This is a genomic window from Enterobacter sp. MGH 38, assembly GCF_000492855.1.
GTDB classification, from domain to species: domain Bacteria; phylum Pseudomonadota; class Gammaproteobacteria; order Enterobacterales; family Enterobacteriaceae; genus Enterobacter; species Enterobacter hormaechei_C.
Genome location: NZ_KI535608.1, coordinates 479,309 through 499,052 on the forward strand (window position 1 = coordinate 479,309; position 19,744 = coordinate 499,052).

At 54.4% G+C, this 19,744-nt stretch carries 21 protein-coding genes and 5 tRNA genes; 18 read left to right on the plus strand and 8 right to left on the minus strand.

Going from position 1 to position 19,744, the window contains the following annotated elements; translation table 11 throughout:
• Window positions 1-4: 4 nt before the first annotated feature.
• The 17 genes from cydB (at window position 5) to pnuC (ending at window position 9,918) form a co-directional block, all read left to right on the plus strand.
• Entirely contained in the window at window positions 5-1,144 is a 1,140-nt protein-coding gene (cydB, locus tag L384_RS09100) for a cytochrome d ubiquinol oxidase subunit II (RefSeq protein WP_003858599.1), read from the plus strand.
• A 14-nt stretch (window positions 1,145-1,158) separates the two neighbouring features.
• Window positions 1,159-1,272 carry a cytochrome bd-I oxidase subunit CydX gene (cydX, locus tag L384_RS09095; protein WP_003858598.1) on the plus strand — a complete coding sequence of 38 codons (114 nt, stop codon included), beginning with the start codon at window positions 1,159-1,161 and terminating at the stop codon, window positions 1,270-1,272.
• Window positions 1,272-1,562: a cyd operon protein YbgE gene (gene ybgE / locus L384_RS09090; protein ID WP_003858596.1), complete on the plus strand. Its 291-nt coding sequence runs from the start codon at window positions 1,272-1,274 to the stop codon at window positions 1,560-1,562. Before cydX ends, ybgE begins: the two co-directional genes overlap by 1 nt.
• Window positions 1,563-1,710: 148 nt before the next feature.
• Window positions 1,711-2,115, plus strand: a complete 405-nt coding sequence (gene ybgC / locus L384_RS09085) for a tol-pal system-associated acyl-CoA thioesterase (protein WP_003858593.1) — start codon at window positions 1,711-1,713, stop codon at window positions 2,113-2,115.
• Window positions 2,112-2,804, plus strand: coding sequence for a Tol-Pal system protein TolQ (gene tolQ / locus L384_RS09080; protein WP_003858590.1), 693 nt, complete (start codon window positions 2,112-2,114; stop codon window positions 2,802-2,804). Before ybgC ends, tolQ begins: the two co-directional genes overlap by 4 nt.
• Before the next feature lie 3 nt (window positions 2,805-2,807).
• Window positions 2,808-3,236, plus strand: coding sequence for a colicin uptake protein TolR (gene tolR / locus L384_RS09075; RefSeq protein WP_003858589.1), 429 nt, complete (start codon window positions 2,808-2,810; stop codon window positions 3,234-3,236).
• A gap of 28 nt (window positions 3,237-3,264) precedes the next feature.
• Window positions 3,265-4,512 carry a cell envelope integrity protein TolA gene (tolA, locus tag L384_RS09070; RefSeq protein WP_023324332.1) on the plus strand — a complete coding sequence of 416 codons (1,248 nt, stop codon included), beginning with the start codon at window positions 3,265-3,267 and terminating at the stop codon, window positions 4,510-4,512.
• A gap of 100 nt (window positions 4,513-4,612) precedes the next feature.
• The gene (gene tolB / locus L384_RS09065) at window positions 4,613-5,905 is read left to right on the plus strand and encodes a Tol-Pal system beta propeller repeat protein TolB (protein WP_017384962.1); all 1,293 of its coding nucleotides are present in this window, start codon (window positions 4,613-4,615) and stop codon (window positions 5,903-5,905) included.
• A 34-nt stretch (window positions 5,906-5,939) separates the two neighbouring features.
• Window positions 5,940-6,461, plus strand: coding sequence for a peptidoglycan-associated lipoprotein Pal (gene pal / locus L384_RS09060; RefSeq protein WP_003858578.1), 522 nt, complete (start codon window positions 5,940-5,942; stop codon window positions 6,459-6,461).
• Between the two features lie 9 nt (window positions 6,462-6,470).
• Complete coding sequence (cpoB, locus tag L384_RS09055; protein WP_003858574.1) at window positions 6,471-7,259, plus strand: cell division protein CpoB; 789 nt, start codon at window positions 6,471-6,473, stop codon at window positions 7,257-7,259.
• 161 nt (window positions 7,260-7,420) lie between these two features.
• Window positions 7,421-7,496, plus strand: a tRNA-Lys gene (locus L384_RS09050).
• A 27-nt stretch (window positions 7,497-7,523) separates the two neighbouring features.
• Window positions 7,524-7,599, plus strand: a tRNA-Val gene (locus tag L384_RS09045).
• A 3-nt stretch (window positions 7,600-7,602) separates the two neighbouring features.
• Window positions 7,603-7,678: transfer RNA gene (locus L384_RS09040), tRNA-Lys, on the plus strand.
• 41 nt (window positions 7,679-7,719) lie between these two features.
• Window positions 7,720-7,795: transfer RNA gene (locus tag L384_RS09035), tRNA-Lys, on the plus strand.
• A gap of 31 nt (window positions 7,796-7,826) precedes the next feature.
• Window positions 7,827-7,902 (plus strand) — tRNA-Lys (locus tag L384_RS09030).
• Between the two features lie 230 nt (window positions 7,903-8,132).
• Window positions 8,133-9,176: a quinolinate synthase NadA gene (gene nadA, locus L384_RS09025; RefSeq protein ID WP_003858573.1), complete on the plus strand. Its 1,044-nt coding sequence runs from the start codon at window positions 8,133-8,135 to the stop codon at window positions 9,174-9,176.
• Window positions 9,177-9,198: 22 nt separating this feature from the next.
• Window positions 9,199-9,918 (plus strand): nicotinamide riboside transporter PnuC, encoded by a 720-nt coding sequence (pnuC, locus tag L384_RS09020; protein WP_023324333.1) that lies wholly within the window; start codon window positions 9,199-9,201, stop codon window positions 9,916-9,918.
• Here the strand turns inward: pnuC and zitB are convergent.
• Together zitB and L384_RS09010 are read right to left on the minus strand one after the other, a co-directional pair.
• Complete coding sequence (gene zitB, locus L384_RS09015; RefSeq protein ID WP_023324334.1) at window positions 9,915-10,853, minus strand: CDF family zinc transporter ZitB; 939 nt, start codon at window positions 10,851-10,853, stop codon at window positions 9,915-9,917. The genes pnuC and zitB overlap by 4 nt on opposite strands.
• 99 nt (window positions 10,854-10,952) lie before the next feature.
• Complete coding sequence (locus L384_RS09010) at window positions 10,953-11,312, minus strand: protein YbgS (RefSeq protein ID WP_003858566.1); 360 nt, start codon at window positions 11,310-11,312, stop codon at window positions 10,953-10,955.
• Between the two features lie 304 nt (window positions 11,313-11,616).
• On the opposite strand from L384_RS09010, the gene aroG reads away from it, so the two are divergent.
• Window positions 11,617-12,669 (plus strand): 3-deoxy-7-phosphoheptulonate synthase AroG, encoded by a 1,053-nt coding sequence (gene aroG, locus L384_RS09005; protein WP_003858564.1) that lies wholly within the window; start codon window positions 11,617-11,619, stop codon window positions 12,667-12,669.
• A gap of 61 nt (window positions 12,670-12,730) precedes the next feature.
• On the opposite strand, the gene gpmA is transcribed toward aroG, so the two are convergent.
• The 6 genes from gpmA to modF all read right to left on the minus strand — a co-directional run bounded on the left by gpmA (window position 12,731) and on the right by modF (window position 19,683).
• Window positions 12,731-13,483: a 2,3-diphosphoglycerate-dependent phosphoglycerate mutase gene (gene gpmA / locus L384_RS09000; protein ID WP_003858562.1), complete on the minus strand. Its 753-nt coding sequence runs from the start codon at window positions 13,481-13,483 to the stop codon at window positions 12,731-12,733.
• 265 nt (window positions 13,484-13,748) lie between these two features.
• Window positions 13,749-14,792: a galactose-1-epimerase gene (galM, locus tag L384_RS08995; RefSeq protein ID WP_023324335.1), complete on the minus strand. Its 1,044-nt coding sequence runs from the start codon at window positions 14,790-14,792 to the stop codon at window positions 13,749-13,751.
• The gene (galK, locus tag L384_RS08990) at window positions 14,786-15,934 is read right to left on the minus strand and encodes a galactokinase (RefSeq protein ID WP_023324336.1); all 1,149 of its coding nucleotides are present in this window, start codon (window positions 15,932-15,934) and stop codon (window positions 14,786-14,788) included. Before galK ends, galM begins: the two co-directional genes overlap by 7 nt.
• A gap of 2 nt (window positions 15,935-15,936) precedes the next feature.
• Complete coding sequence (gene galT / locus L384_RS08985; RefSeq protein WP_022650627.1) at window positions 15,937-16,983, minus strand: galactose-1-phosphate uridylyltransferase; 1,047 nt, start codon at window positions 16,981-16,983, stop codon at window positions 15,937-15,939.
• Window positions 16,984-16,992: 9 nt separating this feature from the next.
• A complete protein-coding gene (galE, locus tag L384_RS08980; protein ID WP_003858554.1) occupies window positions 16,993-18,009 on the minus strand; it encodes a UDP-glucose 4-epimerase GalE in 1,017 nt (338 codons plus the stop codon).
• A 201-nt stretch (window positions 18,010-18,210) separates the two neighbouring features.
• Window positions 18,211-19,683, minus strand: coding sequence for a molybdate ABC transporter ATP-binding protein ModF (gene modF, locus L384_RS08975; protein WP_023324337.1), 1,473 nt, complete (start codon window positions 19,681-19,683; stop codon window positions 18,211-18,213).
• Between the last annotated feature and the right edge of the window lie 61 nt (window positions 19,684-19,744).

Genomic DNA, 19,744 nt, shown 5'->3' on the forward strand with positions numbered 1-19,744 from the left:
TCAAATGATCGATTATGAAGTATTGCGTTTTATCTGGTGGCTGCTGATCGGTGTTCTGCTGATTGGTTTCGCGGTCACCGATGGTTTCGACATGGGCGTGGGCATGCTCACCCGTTTCCTCGGTCGTAATGACACCGAGCGTCGAATCATGATCAACTCCATCGCCCCGCACTGGGACGGTAACCAGGTGTGGCTGATCACCGCAGGCGGCGCGCTGTTCGCTGCCTGGCCGATGGTCTACGCGGCTGCGTTCTCCGGCTTCTATGTGGCGATGATTCTGGTGCTGGCCTCTTTATTCTTCCGTCCGGTGGGTTTCGACTACCGTTCCAAGATTGAAGACACCCGCTGGCGTAACATGTGGGACTGGGGCATCTTCATCGGTAGCTTCGTTCCACCGCTGGTCATTGGTGTGGCGTTCGGTAACCTGTTGCAGGGCGTACCGTTCCACGTCGACGAATATATGCGTCTGTTCTACACCGGTAACTTCTTCCAGTTGCTGAATCCGTTTGGTCTGCTGGCGGGCGTGGTGAGCGTGGCGATGATCATCACCCAGGGCGCAACCTATCTCCAGATGCGTACCGTAGGTGAACTGCACCTGCGTTCCCGCGCTACCGCTCAGGTGGCGGCGCTGGTGACGCTGGTCTGCTTCGCGCTGGCTGGCGTGTGGGTGGTGTACGGTATTGATGGTTACGTGGTGACCTCCGCGATCAACCATACTGCACCGTCTAACCCGCTGACCAAAGAAGTGGCGCGTCAGGCCGGTGCATGGCTGGTGAACTTCAACAATACTCCTGCGCTGTGGGCTATCCCGGCTCTGGGTGTGCTGCTGCCGCTGCTGACCGTGCTGACGTCTCGTCTGGAGAAAGGCGCTCTGGCGTTCGTATTCTCTTCACTGACGCTGGCGTGCATCATCCTGACGGCGGGGATTGCGATGTTCCCGTTCGTGATGCCATCCAGCACCATGATGAATGCCAGCCTGACCATGTGGGATGCAACGTCCAGTCAGTTGACGCTGAACTTAATGACCTATGTTGCTTGCGTGTTCGTACCGATTATCCTGCTCTACACCACCTGGTGTTACTGGAAAATGTTCGGTCGCATCACTAAAGAACATATCGAAAGCAACACCCACTCTATGTACTAAGTAAGGAGCTGAATATGTGGTATTTCGCATGGATTTTAGGGACGCTTCTTGCCTGTGCGTTTGGTGTCATCACTGCCCTGGCGCTTGAGCATGTAGAAGCGACCAAAGCAGGTGAAGAAAAGCACTAATGAATATTATCGCAACCTTATATGCGGTAATGGATAAGCGCCCCCTGAGGGCGCTTTCCCTCATTATGGCATTACTGCTGGCAGGCTGTATCTTCTGGGACCCGTCGCGCTTCGCGGCGAAAACCAGCGAGCTTGAAATCTGGCACGGCTTCCTGATTATGTGGGCGGTGTGCGCAGGCGTGATTCACGGTGTCGGCTTTCGTCCGAAAGCGCTACACTGGCAGGGCATCTTCTGCCCACTGATTGCCGATCTGGTTCTCCTCGCCGGTTTGATTTTCTTCTTCTTCTGAATAAGAAATGTCCGTTAACGTTATGGGCTTACCATGGCCCATAAAAATTTACTCTCCGTTTACTTTCCCCCATTCCAAACCATCATTCCCGCGCGTATAGTAGCGAAGTTTGAAAGCTCCAACTTTTCTTGTATTACCGGGATGTAAAGTGAATACAACGCTGTTTCGATGGCCGGTACGTGTCTATTACGAAGATACCGATGCCGGTGGTGTGGTCTACCACGCCAGCTACGTTGCTTTTTATGAACGGGCACGCACAGAGATGCTGCGCCATCATCACTTTAGTCAACAGGTGCTGTTGGCTGAGCGAGTTGCCTTCGTGGTACGCAAGATGACGCTTGAGTATTTTGCGCCTGCCAGACTCGACGATATGCTCGAAGTTCAAACAGAAATTACATCAATGCGCGGAACTTCACTGGTTTTCACGCAGCGGATAGTCAATGCAGAGAACACGGTACTGAACTCAGCTGAAGTCCTGATTGTCTGTGTTGATCCAACCATAATGAAGCCTCGTGCGCTTCCTAAGTCTATTGTCGCGGAGTTTAAGCAGTGACTGACATGAATATCCTTGATTTGTTCCTGAAGGCAAGCCTTCTGGTTAAACTTATCATGTTGATTTTGATTGGTTTTTCAATCGCATCCTGGGCCATCATTATCCAGAGAACGCGTATCCTTAATGCCGCCGGCCGCGAAGCCGAAGCGTTTGAAGATAAGTTCTGGTCGGGAATTGAGCTTTCTCGTCTGTACCAGGAAAGCCAGGGACGCCGTGATAACCTTTCAGGCTCCGAACAAATTTTCTACAGCGGTTTCAAAGAGTTCGCTCGCTTACATCGCGCTAACAGCCATGCGCCGGAAGCCGTGGTAGAAGGGGCGTCGCGTGCGATGCGCATCTCCATGAACCGCGAACTGGAAAATCTTGAAACGCATATTCCTTTCCTCGGAACCGTTGGCTCCATCAGCCCGTATATCGGCCTGTTTGGTACGGTGTGGGGGATCATGCACGCCTTTATCGCCCTGGGGGCGGTGAAGCAGGCAACGTTGCAGATGGTTGCACCGGGTATCGCAGAAGCACTGATCGCGACCGCAATCGGTCTGTTCGCCGCAATTCCGGCGGTAATGGCGTACAACCGTCTGAACCAGCGCGTGAACAAACTGGAACTGAACTACGACAACTTTATGGAAGAGTTCACCGCGATTCTGCATCGTCAGGCGTTTACCAGCACCGAGAGCAACAAGGGGTAAACCATGGCCAGATCGCGTGGACGAGGTCGTCGCGAGCTCAAGTCCGAAATCAATATCGTTCCGTTACTGGACGTGCTGCTGGTGCTGCTGCTGATCTTTATGGCGACAGCGCCCATCATCACCCAGAGCGTGGAAGTTGATCTGCCGGATGCGACAGAATCACAGGCGGTAAGCACCAATGACGATCCTCCGGTCATCATTGAGGTTTCCGGCGTAGGGCAGTACAGCGTGGTGGTAGAGAAAGATCGTATGGATCAGCTTCCGCCAGAGCAGGTTATTGCTGAAGCGCAACGACGTCTGGAGTCAAATCCGAAGACGGTCTTCTTAATCGGTGGTGCGAAAGACGTACCATATGATGAAATTATCAAAGCGCTGAACTTGCTACATAGCGCGGGCGTTAAGTCAGTTGGCTTAATGACTCAGCCTATTTGATCATCTGCGTAGTTTTTGGGAACCGATAGTGTCAAAGGCAACCGAACAGAACGACAAGCTTAAGCGAGCGATAATCGTCTCCGCAGTGCTGCACGTAATTCTTTTTGCAGCGCTGATCTGGAGTTCGTTCGATGAGCACCTTGATGCATCAGGCGGCGGTGGGGGCTCGTCCATCGACGCCGTCATGGTGGATCCCGGTGCGGTAGTGCAGAACTATAATCGCCAGCAACAGCAGCAGGCGAGCGCAAAACGCGCGGAAGAACAGCGTGAAAAACAGGCGCAACAGCAGGCGGAAGAGCTGCGTGAAAAGCAGGCCGCCGAGCAGGAACGTCTGAAGCAGCTTGAGAAAGAGCGTTTGCAGGCGCAGGAAGCCGCTAAAGAGCAGGCGGAGCAGCAGAAACAGGCTGAAGCCGCAGCGAAGAAAGCTCAGGAACAGCAGAAGCAGGCGGAAGAGGCGGCAGCCAAAGCCGCGGCAGACGCGAAGGCGCAGGCAGATGCTCAGGCTAAGTTAGCCGCAGAAGCCGCGAAGAAAGCGGCTGCTGATGCGCAGAAGAAAGCGGAAGCCGAAGCGGCGAAGAAAGCCGCTGCTGATGCGAAGAAGAAAGCAGAAGCCGAAGCGGCGAAAAAAGCTGCCGCTGACGCACAGAAGAAAGCCGAAGCGGAAGCCGCCAAAAAAGCTGCGCAGGAAGCAGAGAAGAAAGCGGCTGCCGATGCTGCTAAAAAAGCGGCCGCCGCCGAGAAAGCTGCGGTAGAAAAAGCCGCCGCTGCGGAAAAAGCCGCTGCTGATAAAAAAGCGGCAGCTGAGAAAGCCGCTGCTGATAAGAAAGCTGCTGCTGAAAAAGCCGCAGCTAAGAAGGCCGCTGCTGCGGAAAAAGCCGCTGCCGCAGGGGTTGACGATCTGCTGGGCGACCTGAGCTCCGGTAAGAATGCACCGAAAACGGGCGGAGGGGCGAAAGGAAGTAACGCAGCACCGGCAGGAAGTGGTAACACTAAGAACAACGGTGCTTCTGGCGCTGAGATCAACGACTATAAGAATCAGATTGCCGCGGCTATTGCCAGCAGACTTAACGATAAATCGCTCTATACCGGGAAAACGTGCCGACTGCATATTAAACTGGCTACGGATGGTATGGTGCTGAGCGTTGAGTCAGAAGGGGGAGATGAAGCGTTATGCCAGGCTGCACTTGTGGCAGTGAATCAGGCAAAACTGCCAAAACCTCCATCACAGGCTGTCTATGAAGTGTTCAAAGACGCTTCTCTGAACTTTAAGCCATAAGCAGAGCTGCTGTTATCGGGTTCTGATAGTTTTGTGTATTTGAGTTTGTTAACCTTCTGCTAAATTATCCAGGACTTATTGTTCGGATAAGGGAGATATGATGAAGCAGGCATTACGATTAGCTTTTGGTTTTTTAGTACTGTTGACGTCAGCAGTGCATGCCACAGTAAGCATCGACATTACCGACTGGAACGACTCAGCGCGTCCAATCGGTGTCGTTCCGTTCCAGTGGGCAGGCCCGGGCGCTGCGCCTGAAGATATTGGCGGCATTGTTGCAGCTGACCTGCGTAACAGCGGTAAATTTAACCCCTTAGATCGTTCTCGTCTGCCGCAGCAGCCGGGTACAGCTCAGGAAGTTCAACCTGCTGCATGGTCTGCACTGGGTATTGATGCCGTGGTTGTCGGACAGGTTACTCCTGCGCCAGACGGCGGCTATAACGTCGCTTATCAGCTGGTGGATACTGGCGGTGCGCCGGGTACCGTTCTGGCTCAAAACACGTATAAGGTGAACAAGCAGTGGCTGCGTTATGCAGGCCACACGGCGAGTGACGAAGTGTTTGAGAAGCTGACCGGTATTAAAGGTGCGTTCCGTACCCGTATCGCGTACGTAGTACAGACCAACGGCGGCCAGTTCCCTTATGAGCTGCGCGTCTCTGACTACGATGGTTACAACCAGTTCACCGTACACCGTTCACCACAGCCGCTGATGTCTCCGGCATGGTCTCCGGACGGCTCTAAGCTGGCGTACGTGACCTTCGAAAGCGGCCGTTCCGCGCTGGTCATCCAGACGCTCTCTAACGGTGCTGTGCGTCAGGTTGCGTCATTCCCACGTCACAACGGTGCGCCTGCGTTCTCTCCGGACGGTACCAAACTGGCGTTTGCCCTGTCTAAAACCGGTAGCCTGAACCTGTACGTGATGGATATTGGTTCTGGTCAGATCCGTCAGGTCACGGATGGTCGTAGCAACAACACTGAGCCAACCTGGTTCCCGGACAGCCAGAATCTGGCATTTACGTCTGACCAGGCAGGTCGTCCACAAGTTTATAAAGTGAATATCAACGGCGGAGCAGCGCAGCGTATTACCTGGGAAGGTTCTCAGAACCAGGATGCTGACGTCAGTGCCGATGGTAAAACAATGGTAATGGTCAGTACTGCGGGTGGTCAGCAGCACATTGCCAAACAAGATCTGGTAACGGGGGGCGTACAAGTACTGTCGTCAACGTTCCTGGATGAAACGCCAAGTCTGGCACCTAACGGCACCATGGTAATCTACAGCTCTTCTCAGGGGATGGGATCCGTGCTGAATCTGGTTTCTACAGATGGGCGTTTCAAAGCGCGTCTTCCGGCAACTGATGGACAGGTAAAATCACCTGCCTGGTCGCCGTATCTGTAATAATAATTAATTGATTACTAAAGGAATCTTAGAAATGCAACTGAACAAAGTGCTGAAGGGGCTGATGATCGCTCTGCCTGTTATGGCAATCGCAGCGTGTTCTTCTAACAAGAACGCAAGCAATGACCAGAGCGGCGAAGGCATGATGGGTGCCGGCACCGGTATGGACGCTAACGGCAATGGCAATATGTCTTCTGAAGAGCAAGCGCGTCTTCAGATGCAGCAGTTACAGCAGAACAACATCGTTTACTTCGATCTGGATAAATACGACATTCGTTCTGACTTCGCTGCAATGCTGGATGCGCACGCAAACTTCCTGCGTAGCAACCCGTCTTACAAAGTCACCGTAGAAGGTCATGCGGACGAACGTGGTACTCCGGAGTACAACATCTCCCTGGGTGAACGTCGTGCAAACGCTGTTAAAATGTACCTCCAGGGTAAAGGCGTTTCTGCTGACCAGATCTCCATCGTTTCTTACGGTAAAGAAAAACCAGCAGTACTGGGTCACGACGAAGCGGCTTACTCCAAAAACCGTCGTGCCGTACTCGTTTACTAAGAGAATTGCATGAGCAGTAACTTCAGACATCATCTGATGAGTCTGTCGTTACTGGTTGGAATAGCGGCCCCCTGGGCCGCTTTTGCTCAGGCACCAATCAGTAGTGTCGGCTCAGGCTCGGTAGAAGATCGAGTCACTCAACTCGAGCGTATTTCTAACGCTCACAGCCAGCTTTTAACTCAACTCCAGCAGCAGCTTTCCGATAACCAGAATGATATTGATTCCCTTCGTGGTCAGATCCAGGAGAGTCAGTATCAGCTTAATCAGGTTGTGGAGCGCCAGAAGCAAATTTTGTTGCAGATGGATAGCCTGAACAGCGGCGGAGCAGCAGCACAGCCAGCAGCAGGCGATCAAAGCGGTGCGGCGACGCCTGCACCTGCGGCAGATGCCTCCGCGTCGTCTGGTGCGCCTGTACAGAGCGGTGACGCGAATACGGACTACAACGCGGCCATTGCCCTGGTGCAGGACAAATCGCGCCAGGACGATGCTATCGTTGCGTTTCAGAACTTCGTTAAGAAGTACCCTGATTCCACTTACCAGCCAAATGCGAACTACTGGCTGGGTCAGTTGAATTACAACAAGGGTAAAAAGGATGATGCGGCGTTTTATTTTGCCTCTGTGGTGAAAAATTACCCGAAATCACCGAAAGCGCCTGATGCGATGTATAAAGTCGGCGTGATCATGCAGGACAAAGGCGACACTGCAAAAGCCAAAGCGGTTTATCAGCAGGTGGTTGCGAAATTCCCGGGTACAGACGGCGCCAAACAAGCACAAAAACGTTTGAGTTCGATGGGTTGATTATCGCATGACCAGAAATCGCGTTATTTCTGGTCGTGCAGCATGATTCCTAAGCAGTTAAGTGATCTTCATCGAAATTTTTGTTGCGCAGAATTCTTAAATCAGTAATATATGCCGCCGTTGCCACGGGATATCAAACAACGTGAAAGCAGCGCAAAAGTGGGTCGTTAGCTCAGTTGGTAGAGCAGTTGACTTTTAATCAATTGGTCGCAGGTTCGAATCCTGCACGACCCACCACTTAAAGCAGTTCCGGCAGCACAGAGTGGGTGATTAGCTCAGTTGGTAGAGCATCTCCTTTACACGGAGGGGGTCGGCGGTTCGAGCCCGTCATCACCCACCACTCGGGTCGTTAGCTCAGTTGGTAGAGCAGTTGACTTTTAATCAATTGGTCGCAGGTTCGAATCCTGCACGACCCACCAATTTTATTGGTACCGAGTGATAATTCAGGCAACACCCGAATGGGTCGTTAGCTCAGTTGGTAGAGCAGTTGACTTTTAATCAATTGGTCGCAGGTTCGAATCCTGCACGACCCACCAGCCTGAATAGATTTGAAGTACATCCCGTAAGGGGTCGTTAGCTCAGTTGGTAGAGCAGTTGACTTTTAATCAATTGGTCGCAGGTTCGAATCCTGCACGACCCACCAATGTAAAAAGGCGCCCTAAAGGCGCCTTTTTGCTATCTGTCGTTCGCCAGTGCCTTGTAGGTCGGGTAAGGCGAAGCCGCCACCCGACAGATGCTACCGGCATCAATTCCCGATGACATTCCCCCTCAAATTCGCTATCTTGTTTAGTATACAAAACACCATTGCCTCATTTTTGTTATCTCATGCAAAACAAAGGCAATATTGTTAAGCCAGTAAAACGAGAAGCCATAATGAGTGTGATGTTTGATCCCGAAACCGCAATCTATCCCTTCCCGCCAAAGCCTGCTCCGCTAAGCCGGGATGAAAAACAGTTCTATCGAGAGAAAATCAAGCGCCTGCTTAAAGAGCGTGATGCGGTGATGGTGGCGCATTACTACACCGACCCGGAAATTCAGCAGCTGGCGGAAGAGACGGGCGGCTGTATCTCAGATTCCCTGGAAATGGCGCGTTTCGGTGCTAAACATCCTGCCTCCACGCTGCTGGTTGCAGGTGTGCGCTTCATGGGCGAAACGGCAAAAATCCTCAGCCCGGAAAAAACCATACTGATGCCGACGCTGAATGCCGAATGCTCCCTTGACCTCGGTTGCCCGATTGATGAGTTCACCGCCTTCTGTGATGCCCACCCTGACCGTACCGTGGTGGTCTATGCCAACACGTCTGCGGCGGTGAAAGCCCGGGCGGACTGGGTAGTGACGTCCAGTATTGCCGTTGAGCTGATTGAACATCTGGACAGCCTGGGGGAGAAAATCATCTGGGCGCCCGATCGTCACCTGGGAAACTACGTACAAAAACAGACCGGTGCGGATGTGCTGTGCTGGCAGGGGGCCTGTATCGTCCACGATGAGTTCAAGACCCAGGCGCTGACCCGGATGAAAGGCTTATACCCGCAGGCCGCGATACTGGTGCACCCGGAATCTCCGCAGTCGATCGTCGACATGGCGGACGCCGTCGGCTCAACCAGCCAGTTAATTAACGCGGCAAAAACGCTGCCACACAAGCAGCTCATCGTGGCGACCGATCGCGGTATCTTCTACAAAATGCAACAGGCCGTGCCGGAAAAAGAGCTGCTTGAAGCGCCAACCGCCGGAGAAGGGGCGAGCTGCCGAAGCTGCGCGCATTGCCCGTGGATGGCGATGAATGGGCTCAAAGCGATTTCGGAGGCGCTTGAGAACGGTGGCGCAGCGCATGAGATCCACGTGGATGCCGCTCTGCGTGAAGGCGCGTTAATTCCACTTAACCGTATGCTGGATTTTGCGGCTACACTACGTACTTAACTTATTACGCCCCGGAGAAAAAATGGATTTTTTTAGCACACAGAACATCCTGGTTCATATCCCGATTGGTGCGGGCGGCTATGACCTGTCGTGGATTGAAGCGGTGGGTACGCTGGCCGGTTTACTCTGTATCTGGCTGGCCAGCCTTGAGAAGATCAGCAACTATGCGTTCGGGCTGATAAACGTCACGCTGTTTGCGATCATCTTCTTCCAGATCCAGCTCTACGCCAGCCTGCTTCTACAGCTGTTCTTCTTCGCGGCCAATATCTATGGCTGGTACGCCTGGTCTCGGCAAAACAGCCAGCAGGAGGCGGAGTTGCAAATCCGCTGGCTGCCGTTGCCTAAAGCCATCGCCTGGTTCGCGGCCTGCGTGGTGGCTATCGGCTTTATGACCGTCTTTATTGATCCGGTATTTGCCTTCCTGACGCGCGTGGCGGTCTCGGTGATGTCGGGACTGGGATTGAACGTGACGATGCCTGAGCTTCAGCCGGATGCCTTCCCGTTCTGGGATTCCTGCATGATGGTGCTGTCGATTGCGGCGATGATCCTGATGACCCGTAAATACGTTGAGAACTGGCTGTTGTGGGTGGTGATTAACGTGATTAGCGTGGTGATTTTTGCCCTTCAGGGCGTTTATGCCATGTCGCTGGAGTACATGCTGCTGACGGTCATTGCTCTCAACGGCAGCCGCATGTGGATTAACAGCGCGCGTGAGCGTGGCTCTCGCGCGCTTTCCCGTTAATGGTGATGTGCGTGTGAGTGGCCGGACTGCGCCTCGTTAAGGTGGCAGTCTGGCCCGCTGCAAGGCTGGTACTCCATCTGGATAGTGGAGTGCGCAATCTCATAGTGATGCTCGAGGAAATGCCGAATACGTTCAAGCAACGCATCGTGATCGTGGGGCGGAATAACCTGAACGTGCAGCGTCATCAGCGGTTTCTCACCCACCAGCCAGACGTGAACGTGGTGAACGTTACGGACTTCAGGAATGGAACGACACAGATTGCGTTTTAGCTCGCCAATATCCAGCGACGTGGGAGCGCCTTCCAGCAGCTCATTGACGCTCTCTTTCAACAGCCGCCAGGCGCTGCGTAATACAAGGCACGATACCAGCACGGAAAGAATCGGGTCGATGGGGGTCCAGCCCGTACCCATAATGATCAGCGCGGCTACGATGGCCCCTACGGAACCCAGCAGATCGCCCAGCACATGAAGCGCCGCGGCCCGTACGTTCAGATTTTTTTCACTGCTGCCGCGGTGCAATATCCAGAACGCCAGAATATTGGCGACCAACCCGGCAATGGCGATAACCATCATTGTCGTCCCGGCTATCGGTTGTGGATGCCGAAAGCGCTGAAAAGCCTCCCAGACGATAAGAATAGTAATGACCACCAGTGCAATCGCATTCACAAAGGCGGCAAGCGTGGTCAGTCTGAGCCAGCCAAAGGTGTGGCGGGTATTGGGAGGGCGACGGGCAAACTGCACGGCCAGCAGAGCAAACAGGAGCGCGGCAGCGTCGGTCAGCATATGCCCGGCATCGGCCAGCAGCGCCAGCGATCCGGATATCAGCCCGCCTGTGACCTCAATAATCATAAAGGTGGCAGTGACGCCAAAAGCCAGCAAAAGCCGTTTGGCATTTTCATCACCAGTGGAGTGGGAATGGGAGTGGGAGTGCGCCATGGTATCGTTCCTGATTTATTATTATTTTTAGTGTAGCGTTTTTAAGAGCTTAAATAAAAAAGGAGAGCATTCGCTCTCCCTGTTTTACCTTATGGAAGGTTACTGGGTAGTACCGTCCGTTTTGGTATTGGCATCGCTGCCCACTTTGTCATTCGGGTCCGGGCATTTCCCGTCTTTACAGACTGAGTTTTTATGCACCTCGTCGGTAGTCATACCCTCATGGTTCATCGTGCCTGTGTTCGTCCCGCCAGTATTGGTATTGCCCGTGTTGATATTACTGTTATCAACATTGTTTGGCGCGATATTCTGTTTTGCATCCGGCGCAACCTGGCCTGCTTCGGCAGCGGCATTCGCGTCGCCGTTGCTGCCGGATGAGCCTGCATCAGCAGCCAGTACGCTACCGCTTGCCAGGGTAAGGGTTGCCGTCAGGAAAAGCGTAGTCAGTTTCGTCATTTTCATCATGGTGCTCCTGTTCTTATCGTTACGCTGGATAACATTCTCCAACAGTGCATCTTGTTCAGTGGCGAAAGATTCCGGACTCCTGAATTATGTCAGGATGGAATCGCGTATAAATATTTAAAAACAGTCGTTACAAGTAAAAAGCTTAGGCCAGATCTCATTTTTCGCTATTTTGTTGCGTATTTTAGGCGAATTCCAGGAATTATCTGCGCGAAGTGTAAAAGCCCGTTTACACTTCGTGGCCGACAAGTTAGATTGAAAGGATTGCTTTCATTACTAAAGATATGGCAGAGCCGAAAAGAAGATGAATTATCAGAACGACGATTTACGCATTAAAGAGATCAATGAGTTATTACCTCCCGTAGCGCTCCTTGAAAAATTCCCCGCCACCGAAAATGCCGCCAACACGGTGTCTCATGCCCGCAAGGCGATCCACAAGATCCTGAAAGGTAGCGACGATCGTCTTCTGGTAGTGATCGGGCCATGCTCCATTCACGATCCTGCTGCGGCCAAAGAGTATGCGTCGCGTCTGCTCGCCCTGCGTGAAGAGCTGAAAGGCGAACTGGAAATCGTGATGCGCGTTTATTTCGAAAAACCGCGTACCACCGTGGGTTGGAAAGGGTTAATCAACGATCCGCATATGGACAACAGTTTCCAGATTAACGACGGCCTGCGCATTGCGCGTAAGCTGCTGCTGGAGATCAACGACAGCGGGCTGCCTGCTGCCGGAGAATTCCTCGATATGATCACCCCGCAGTATCTGGCTGACCTGATGAGCTGGGGCGCTATTGGTGCGCGTACGACTGAATCTCAGGTTCACCGCGAGCTGGCGTCTGGCCTGTCATGCCCGGTGGGTTTCAAAAATGGCACTGATGGCACCATCAAGGTCGCCATTGACGCCATTAATGCGGCGGGCGCGCCGCACTGCTTCCTGTCGGTGACCAAGTGGGGCCACTCGGCTATCGTGAATACCAGCGGTAATGGCGATTGCCATATCATACTGCGCGGCGGTAAAGAGCCTAACTATAGCGCTAAACACGTAGCGGAGGTAAAAGCAGGGCTGGAGAAAGCAGGTCTGGCACCGCAGGTGATGATCGATTTCAGCCATGCCAACTCCAGCAAACAGTTCAAAAAGCAGATGGAAGTCGGCGCAGATGTGTGTCAGCAAATCGCCAGCGGTGAACGCGCAGTGATTGGGGTGATGATTGAGAGCCATCTGGTTGAAGGCAACCAGAACCTGGAGGGCAGCGAGCCGCTGGTCTACGGTAAGAGCGTGACGGATGCCTGCATTGGCTGGGACGATACCGATGCGATCCTGCGTCAGCTGGCGGATGCGGTTAAAGCGCGTCGCGGCTAAGTATGTCGCGGGTAATAAAAAAGCGTGGATTTCTCCACGCTTTTTTTATGTCCGGCAAATATTACTTCGCTTTACCCTGGTTCGCCACGGCTGCCGCTTTTGCAGCGATTTCGTCGGCGTTACCCAGGTAGTAATGTTTAACTGGCTTGAAGTTTTCGTCGAACTCGTACACCAGCGGCACGCCGGTAGGGATGTTCAGCTCGAGGATTTCATCTTCACCCATGTTGTCCAGGTATTTCACCAGCGCACGCAGGGAGTTACCGTGAGCAGCGATAATGACGCGCTCGCCGCTTTTCAGGCGTGGCAGAATGGTTTCGTTCCAGTAAGGCACAACGCGGTCGATGGTCAGCGCCAGGCTTTCGGTCTGCGGCAGTTCAGCCTCAGTCAGCTTCGCGTAACGCGGATCGTGGCCCGGGTAGCGCTCGTCATCTTTGCTCAGCTCTGGAGGCGTAACCGCAAAACCACGACGCCACTGCTTAACCTGCTCGTCACCGTATTTTTCTGCGGTTTCCGCTTTGTTCAGACCTTGCAGCGCACCGTAGTGACGCTCGTTAAGTTTCCAGGATTTCTCAACCGGCAGCCAGGCCTGATCCAGCTCGTCCAGAATGTTCCACAGGGTATGGATGGCACGTTTCAGCACAGAGGTGTAAGCAAAGTCAAAGGTGAAGCCTTCTTCTTTCAGCAGTTTACCTGCCGCTTTTGCTTCGCTCACGCCTTTCTCGGACAGATCAACGTCATACCAACCGGTGAAGCGGTTTTCGTTGTTCCACTGGCTTTCGCCGTGGCGCACCAGGACAAGCTTAGTATTAGCCATTTCTTACTCCTCAAGCATTTTGAATGATAACAATTCTCATTATATTGCCGTGACTGTGCCAGCAGCAACGCTTAACCCTAACCATAGCGAAAATAGTTCGAGAGTGTAAGATGCATGTGAATCCAGGGTTATGATTTTGTCTGCGATCGCCGCTATTTTCAGCAAGGCGGAGATAAAAAAGCCCTCGCGGTGAGGGCCAGGCTTTTTTGCCGAATGGCGCTTCGCTTATCAGGCCTACATTTGTAGGCCCGTGCGCCGCCGGACATTAAGCGCGCGGAATGAAATGATACTCGGTGACGCTTACGTACTCTTCACCCGGACGTAGCACGCAGTCCGGCTGCGGCCATTCAGGATGGTTAGGACTGTCTGGCAGGAACTCGCTCTCCAGCGCCAGTCCTTGCCAGGCGCCGTAGGCGTCATGTTCGCGCGCCGTGGTACCCTCCAGATAGTTACCGGAATAGAACTGTAGGGCGGGGGCGGTGGTGTAGACCGTCATCTGTAACTTCTCATCAGCAGACCAGACCTGTGCGGCAGGTTGAGAAAGATCGCCTTTCGCCTGCAACAGGAAAGCATGGTCGTAGCCTTTCACCTTGCGCTGATCGTCATCACTCAGGAAATCCTGGGCGATGCTTTTCGGCTGACGAAAATCAAAGCTATTACCGCTTACCGGTTTCAGCCCCTGATAAGGGATACCCATCTCATCGACCGGCAGATACTCGTCCGACAGGATCTGGAGTTTGTGGCTGCGGACATCGGTCTGATTACCGTCAAGGTTGAAATAGGCGTGGTTAGTCAGGTTGACCGGGCACGGCTTATCGACGGTCGCGCGGTACTCAATGGCGATGCGATTATCTTCGGTCAGGGTGAAGCGCGCCGTTGCGGTGAGATTGCCCGGGAAGCCCTGGTCTCCATCGAGGGAGTCCAGAGAGAACCAGACCTCACCGTCATTTTGCTGCACAATCTTCCAGCGACGTTTATCAAACCCTTCCGGGCCGCCGTGCAGCTGATTTTCGCCCTGGCTGGCAAGCAGGGAATACGTTACGCCGTCCAGCGTAAACCGGCTTCTGGCGATGCGGTTAGCGTAGCGGCCTATGGATGCGCCCAGAAAAGCGGTCTGCTCGATATACTGCTCCGGCGATGCGCAGCCGAGCAGGGTTTCGCGCACGCTGCCGTCAGGCATCGGTACGCGGGCAGAAAGTAACGTTGCGCCCCAGTCCATCAGCGTAACCACCATCCCGGCGCTGTTGCGCAGGGTTAACAGGCGATACGGCAGACCATCCGGTGCGAGTGTTGGTGTTTCGTTTAGCACTGTCCGGCTCCTTGTGATGCTTTGCAGACATAGAAAGTTTCTTTGATGCCCGTTTTGGCTTCGTACTGTTTAGCCACCGCGTCCTGAATGGCAGGGACCAGCTCTTCCGGCACGAGGGCGACGACGCACCCGCCAAATCCACCGCCGGTCATACGCACGCCGCCTTTGTCGCCAATCGTGGCTTTCACAATTTCAACCAGGGTGTCGATTTGCGGCACGGTGATTTCGAAATCGTCACGCATGGAGGCATGCGATTCGGCCATCAGCTCGCCCATCCGTTTCAGGTCACCTTTCGCCAGCGCGGAGGCGGCTTCTACGGTACGGGCATTTTCGGTCAGTATATGGCGCACGCGCTTCGTGACAACCGGGTCCAGCTCGTGGGCGACCTTGTTAAATTCATCAAGTGAGACATCACGCAGGGCTGGCTGCTGGAAGAAGCGCGCGCCGGTTTCGCACTGTTCGCGACGGGTGTTGTACTCGCTGCCCACCAGGGTGCGTTTGAAGTTGCTGTTGATGATTACCACAGCCGCACCTTTAGGCAGCGGAACCGCTTTGGTCCCGAGGGAGCGACAGTCAATCAGCAAAGCGTGTTCTTTCTTGCCCAGCGCGGAAATCAGCTGATCCATAATGCCGCAGTTGCAGCCCACGAACTGGTTTTCCGCTTCCTGACCGTTCAGGGCGATCTGCGCCCCGTCCAGCGGCAGATGATAAAGCTGCTGGAACACGGTGCCGACCGCCACTTCCAGAGATGCGGAAGAGCTTAATCCCGCCCCCTGCGGCACGTTGCCGCTGATCACCAGATCGGCCCCGCCGAAATTCTTGTTACGCTTTTGCAAGTGCTTCACCACGCCGCGAACATAGTTCGACCACTGCTGGCTGTCGTGGGTCACGATCGGCGCATCGAGGGAAAATTCGTCAATTTCGTTGCCGTAATCCGCGGCGATTACTCGCACATGACGATCGTCGCGTTTCGCACAGCTGATCACCGTCTGGTAGTCGATGGCACACGGCAGGACAAAACCGTCGTTATAGTCGGTGTGCTCGCCGATCAGATTAACGCGGCCTGGCGCCTGGATAACATGGGTGGCAGGGTAGCCAAATTTTTCAGCAAACAGGGATTGTGTTTTATCTTTCAGACTCATTTTTAGACTCCTGATTCGCGGTAATGGACGTCGCTAACGGCACGCAGACGTTCTGCCGCCTGTTCCGCCGTCAGGTCGCGCTGGGTTTCCGCCAGCATTTCATAGCCCACCATGAATTTACGTACCGTTGCTGAGCGCAGCAGCGGCGGGTAGAAGTGTGCATGTAACTGCCAGTGTTGATTCTCTTCGCCGTTAAACGGCGCGCCGTGCCAGCCCATGGAGTAGGGGAAGGAGCACTGGAAGAGGTTGTCGTAGCGGCTGGTCAGTTTTTTCAGCGCCAGCGCCAGGTCGTCACGCTGGGCGTCGCTGAGTTCGGTAATGCGCTGAACATGGGCTTTCGGCAGCAGCAGCGTCTCAAATGGCCACGCCGCCCAGTAAGGGACTACCGCAAGCCAGTGTTCGGTTTCCACCACGGTACGGCTGCCATCCGCCAGCTCACGCTGGGTGTAATCCACCAGCATAGGCGAACCGTTCTGGGTGAAATACGCTTTTTGCAGTCGGTCCTCACGCTCGGCTTCGTTCGGCAGGAAGCTGTTCGCCCAGATTTGACCGTGCGGATGTGGGTTGGAGCAGCCCATCGCCGCGCCTTTATTTTCAAACACCTGCACCCACGGATAGCTCTGGCCCAGCTCCGCGGTTTGCACCTGCCAGGTGCTGACCACCTCTTTCAGGGCATCCACGCTCAGCTCCGGCAACGTTTTGCTGTGATCGGGCGAGAAGCAGATCACGCGGCTGGTGCCTCGGGCGCTTTCGCAGCGCATCAGCGGGTCATGGCTTTCCGGCGCGTCCGGCGTATCGGTCATCAGCGCGGCAAAGTCGTTAGTAAACACGAAGGTGCCTTTGTAGTCCGGGTTTTTATCGCCCGTCACGCGGGTATTGCCCGGGCAGAGGAAACAGTCCGGATCATGCTGCGGCAGCGTCTGTTTGGCAGGCGTCTCTTGCGCCCCCTGCCAGGGGCGCTTGGCGCGATGCGGTGAAACTAAAATCCATTGCCCGCTGAGCGGGTTAAAACGACGATGCGGGTGATCGACGGGATTGAATTGCGTCATGACAAATCCTTAGTCCGGATAGCCCTGCGGATGGCGTGATTGCCAGTGCCAGGTATCCTGTGCCATTTCATCGAGCGTGCGGGTGACACGCCAGTTGAGCTCTTTATCCGCTTTGGTGGCATCGGCCCAGTAAGCCGGGAGGTCGCCATCACGGCGGGGAGCGAAGTGATACTTCACCGGCTTGCCGCAGGCTTTACTGAAAGCATTCACCACATCCAGCACGCTGCTGCCAATCCCGGCGCCGAGGTTGTAAATATGCACGCCCGGTTTGTCCGCCAGTTGCTGCATCGCCGCCACGTGGCCGTCGGCCAGATCCATGACGTGAATGTAATCGCGCACGCCGGTGCCATCTTCGGTGGGATAATCGTTACCAAAAATCGCCAGGGAATCGCGACGCCCTACGGCAACCTGCGCGATATACGGCATCAGGTTGTTAGGAATGCCCTGCGGATCTTCGCCCATATCACCTGAAGGATGCGCGCCGACCGGGTTGAAGTAGCGCAGCAACGCGATGCTCCACTCAGGCTGGGCTTTTTGCAGGTCGGTCAGGATCTGCTCTACCATCAGCTTGCTTTTGCCATACGGGCTTTGCGGCGTACCGGTCGGGAAGCTTTCAACGTAAGGAATTTTTGGCTGATCGCCGTAGACGGTTGCGGAAGAGCTGAAGATAAAGTTTTTAACGTTGGCCGCACGCATGGCGGAGATCAGACGCAGGGTACCGTTGACGTTGTTGTCATAGTACTCAAGCGGTTTTGCCACCGATTCGCCAACCGCTTTCAGGCCCGCGAAGTGGATAACGGTTTCAATCGCGTGATCGTGAAGGATTTCAGTCATCAATGCTTCATTGCGGATATCGCCTTCAACGAAAGTCGGCTGTTTACCCGAAAGGCGTTCAATGACCGGCAGCACGCTGCGCTTACTGTTGCACAGGTTATCAAGAATGACAACATCGTGGCCGCTTTGCAGCAGTTGCACACAGGTATGACTCCCTATGTAACCGCTACCACCTGTTACCAGAACTCGCATTTTTCGCTCCATTAGGCTTATGGTATGAATTAACCATAGCATATCAGAGACGCGAAAAGTGTGACATGGGATAAAATAGTGGTATCGTTTACACTGGTTTTCACACGCGCTTTTTCTCAGACTGAGTGCATTGTAGATCAAAGAGATAGAGATGTATTGTTGCAGGTTGTCTGAAAAGCGGAGGGCAGCGCCCTCCGAGCGTTAATCGATTTTGTTCAGCAGGTAGCGGTATTGCTCGCCGTCAGGCACAAATTCCAGCCGATTGGTGATGCAGGACGGGGCATCCTCAGCATGGTGGGACACAAACAGCAGCTGGGTTTCACCTTCGCTAATCAGGACATCCACAAAGCGGCGGATCAGCTGACGGTTGAGCGGATCCAGCCCCTGCAACGGTTCATCCAGAATCAGCAGCGTAGGGTGCTTGACCAGCGCGCGGACGATCAATGCCAGCCGCTGCTGCCCCCACGACAGGCTGTGGAAGGGTGCATCGGCGACCCGGTTATCCATACCCAGAATATCCAGCCACTGCTGCGCCAGCTTGTGCTGCTTGTCGGATACCGCCTGATAAATACCAATGGAGTCGAAGAAGCCAGAGAGGATCACGTTTCGCACCGTGGTGCTCACCCGGTAGTCCAGATGCAGGCTGCTGCTGACATAGCCGATGTGCTTTTTGATATCCCAGATGGTTTCCCCGCTGCCGCGGCGACGGCCGAACAGGGTGAGATCGTTGCTGTATCCCTGCGGGTGATCCCCGGTGATCAGGCTCAGCAGCGTGGATTTACCCGCCCCGTTGGGGCCGACGATCTGCCAGTGCTCACCAGGATTAACCGTCCAGCTGAGGTGATTAAGAATAGGGCGATCGTCGTAAGCAACCACCCCATCGCGCAGCACAATGCGCGGCTGGTCAGGCTCCAGCCCGTGGCGCGCCGAAGGCGCATCCGGCTCCGGCAGGGCAATACCGTCCAGTTTCTCGCTGTGGGCCAGCTGTGCAATGAGCGCCTGACGGAGCAGGACGGCCTTCTCGCCGATTTCGGTCAGGCTACAGTCCGCCAGCACGCCTGCATAATGTACGAAATCCGGGATCTCATCAAAGCGGTTAAGAACCAGCACAAGCGTGTATCCCTGCTGGTTAAGCGACGCCAGCAACGCTGCCAGCTGCGCGCGGGACTGCACATCCAGTCCGTCAAACGGTTCATCCAGGATCAAGAGTTCCGGCTCGCTCATCAGCGCCTGGCACAGCAGCGTTTTGCGCGTCTCGCCGGTAGAAAGATATTTGAAACGGCGGTTAAGCAGGGCGGTAATGCCAAATTGCTCCGCCAGCTGCTGACAGCGGGCAGGATCTTTTATCTCATCCTGGATAATTTCCGCCGTCGTGCGGCCGGTATCTTCTTCGCCGGGGCTGAGCAAATCGGTATTGTTACGCTGCCACTCATCGCTGACCAGCTTTTGCAGCTGTTCGAAGGAAAGGCGCGTCAGCCGGGTAAAGGTGCACCGACGTTCACCCTTCAGTTGGGTTATTTCGCCAGCCAAAGCGCGGGCCAGCGCGGATTTTCCGCTGCCATTAGAGCCCACAAACGCCCAGCTTTCTCCGGCGCGAAGGGTTAACTCTGGCAGCGATAAGGTACGGGTATCGCTAAGACGAAACGTGCCTTGCGAAATATGCAATGATGACATGTGTTATCCCATTTTTTGCAGCAACAGATGTCAGGGATACTCAGTGTAAGCAGGGTTGTCA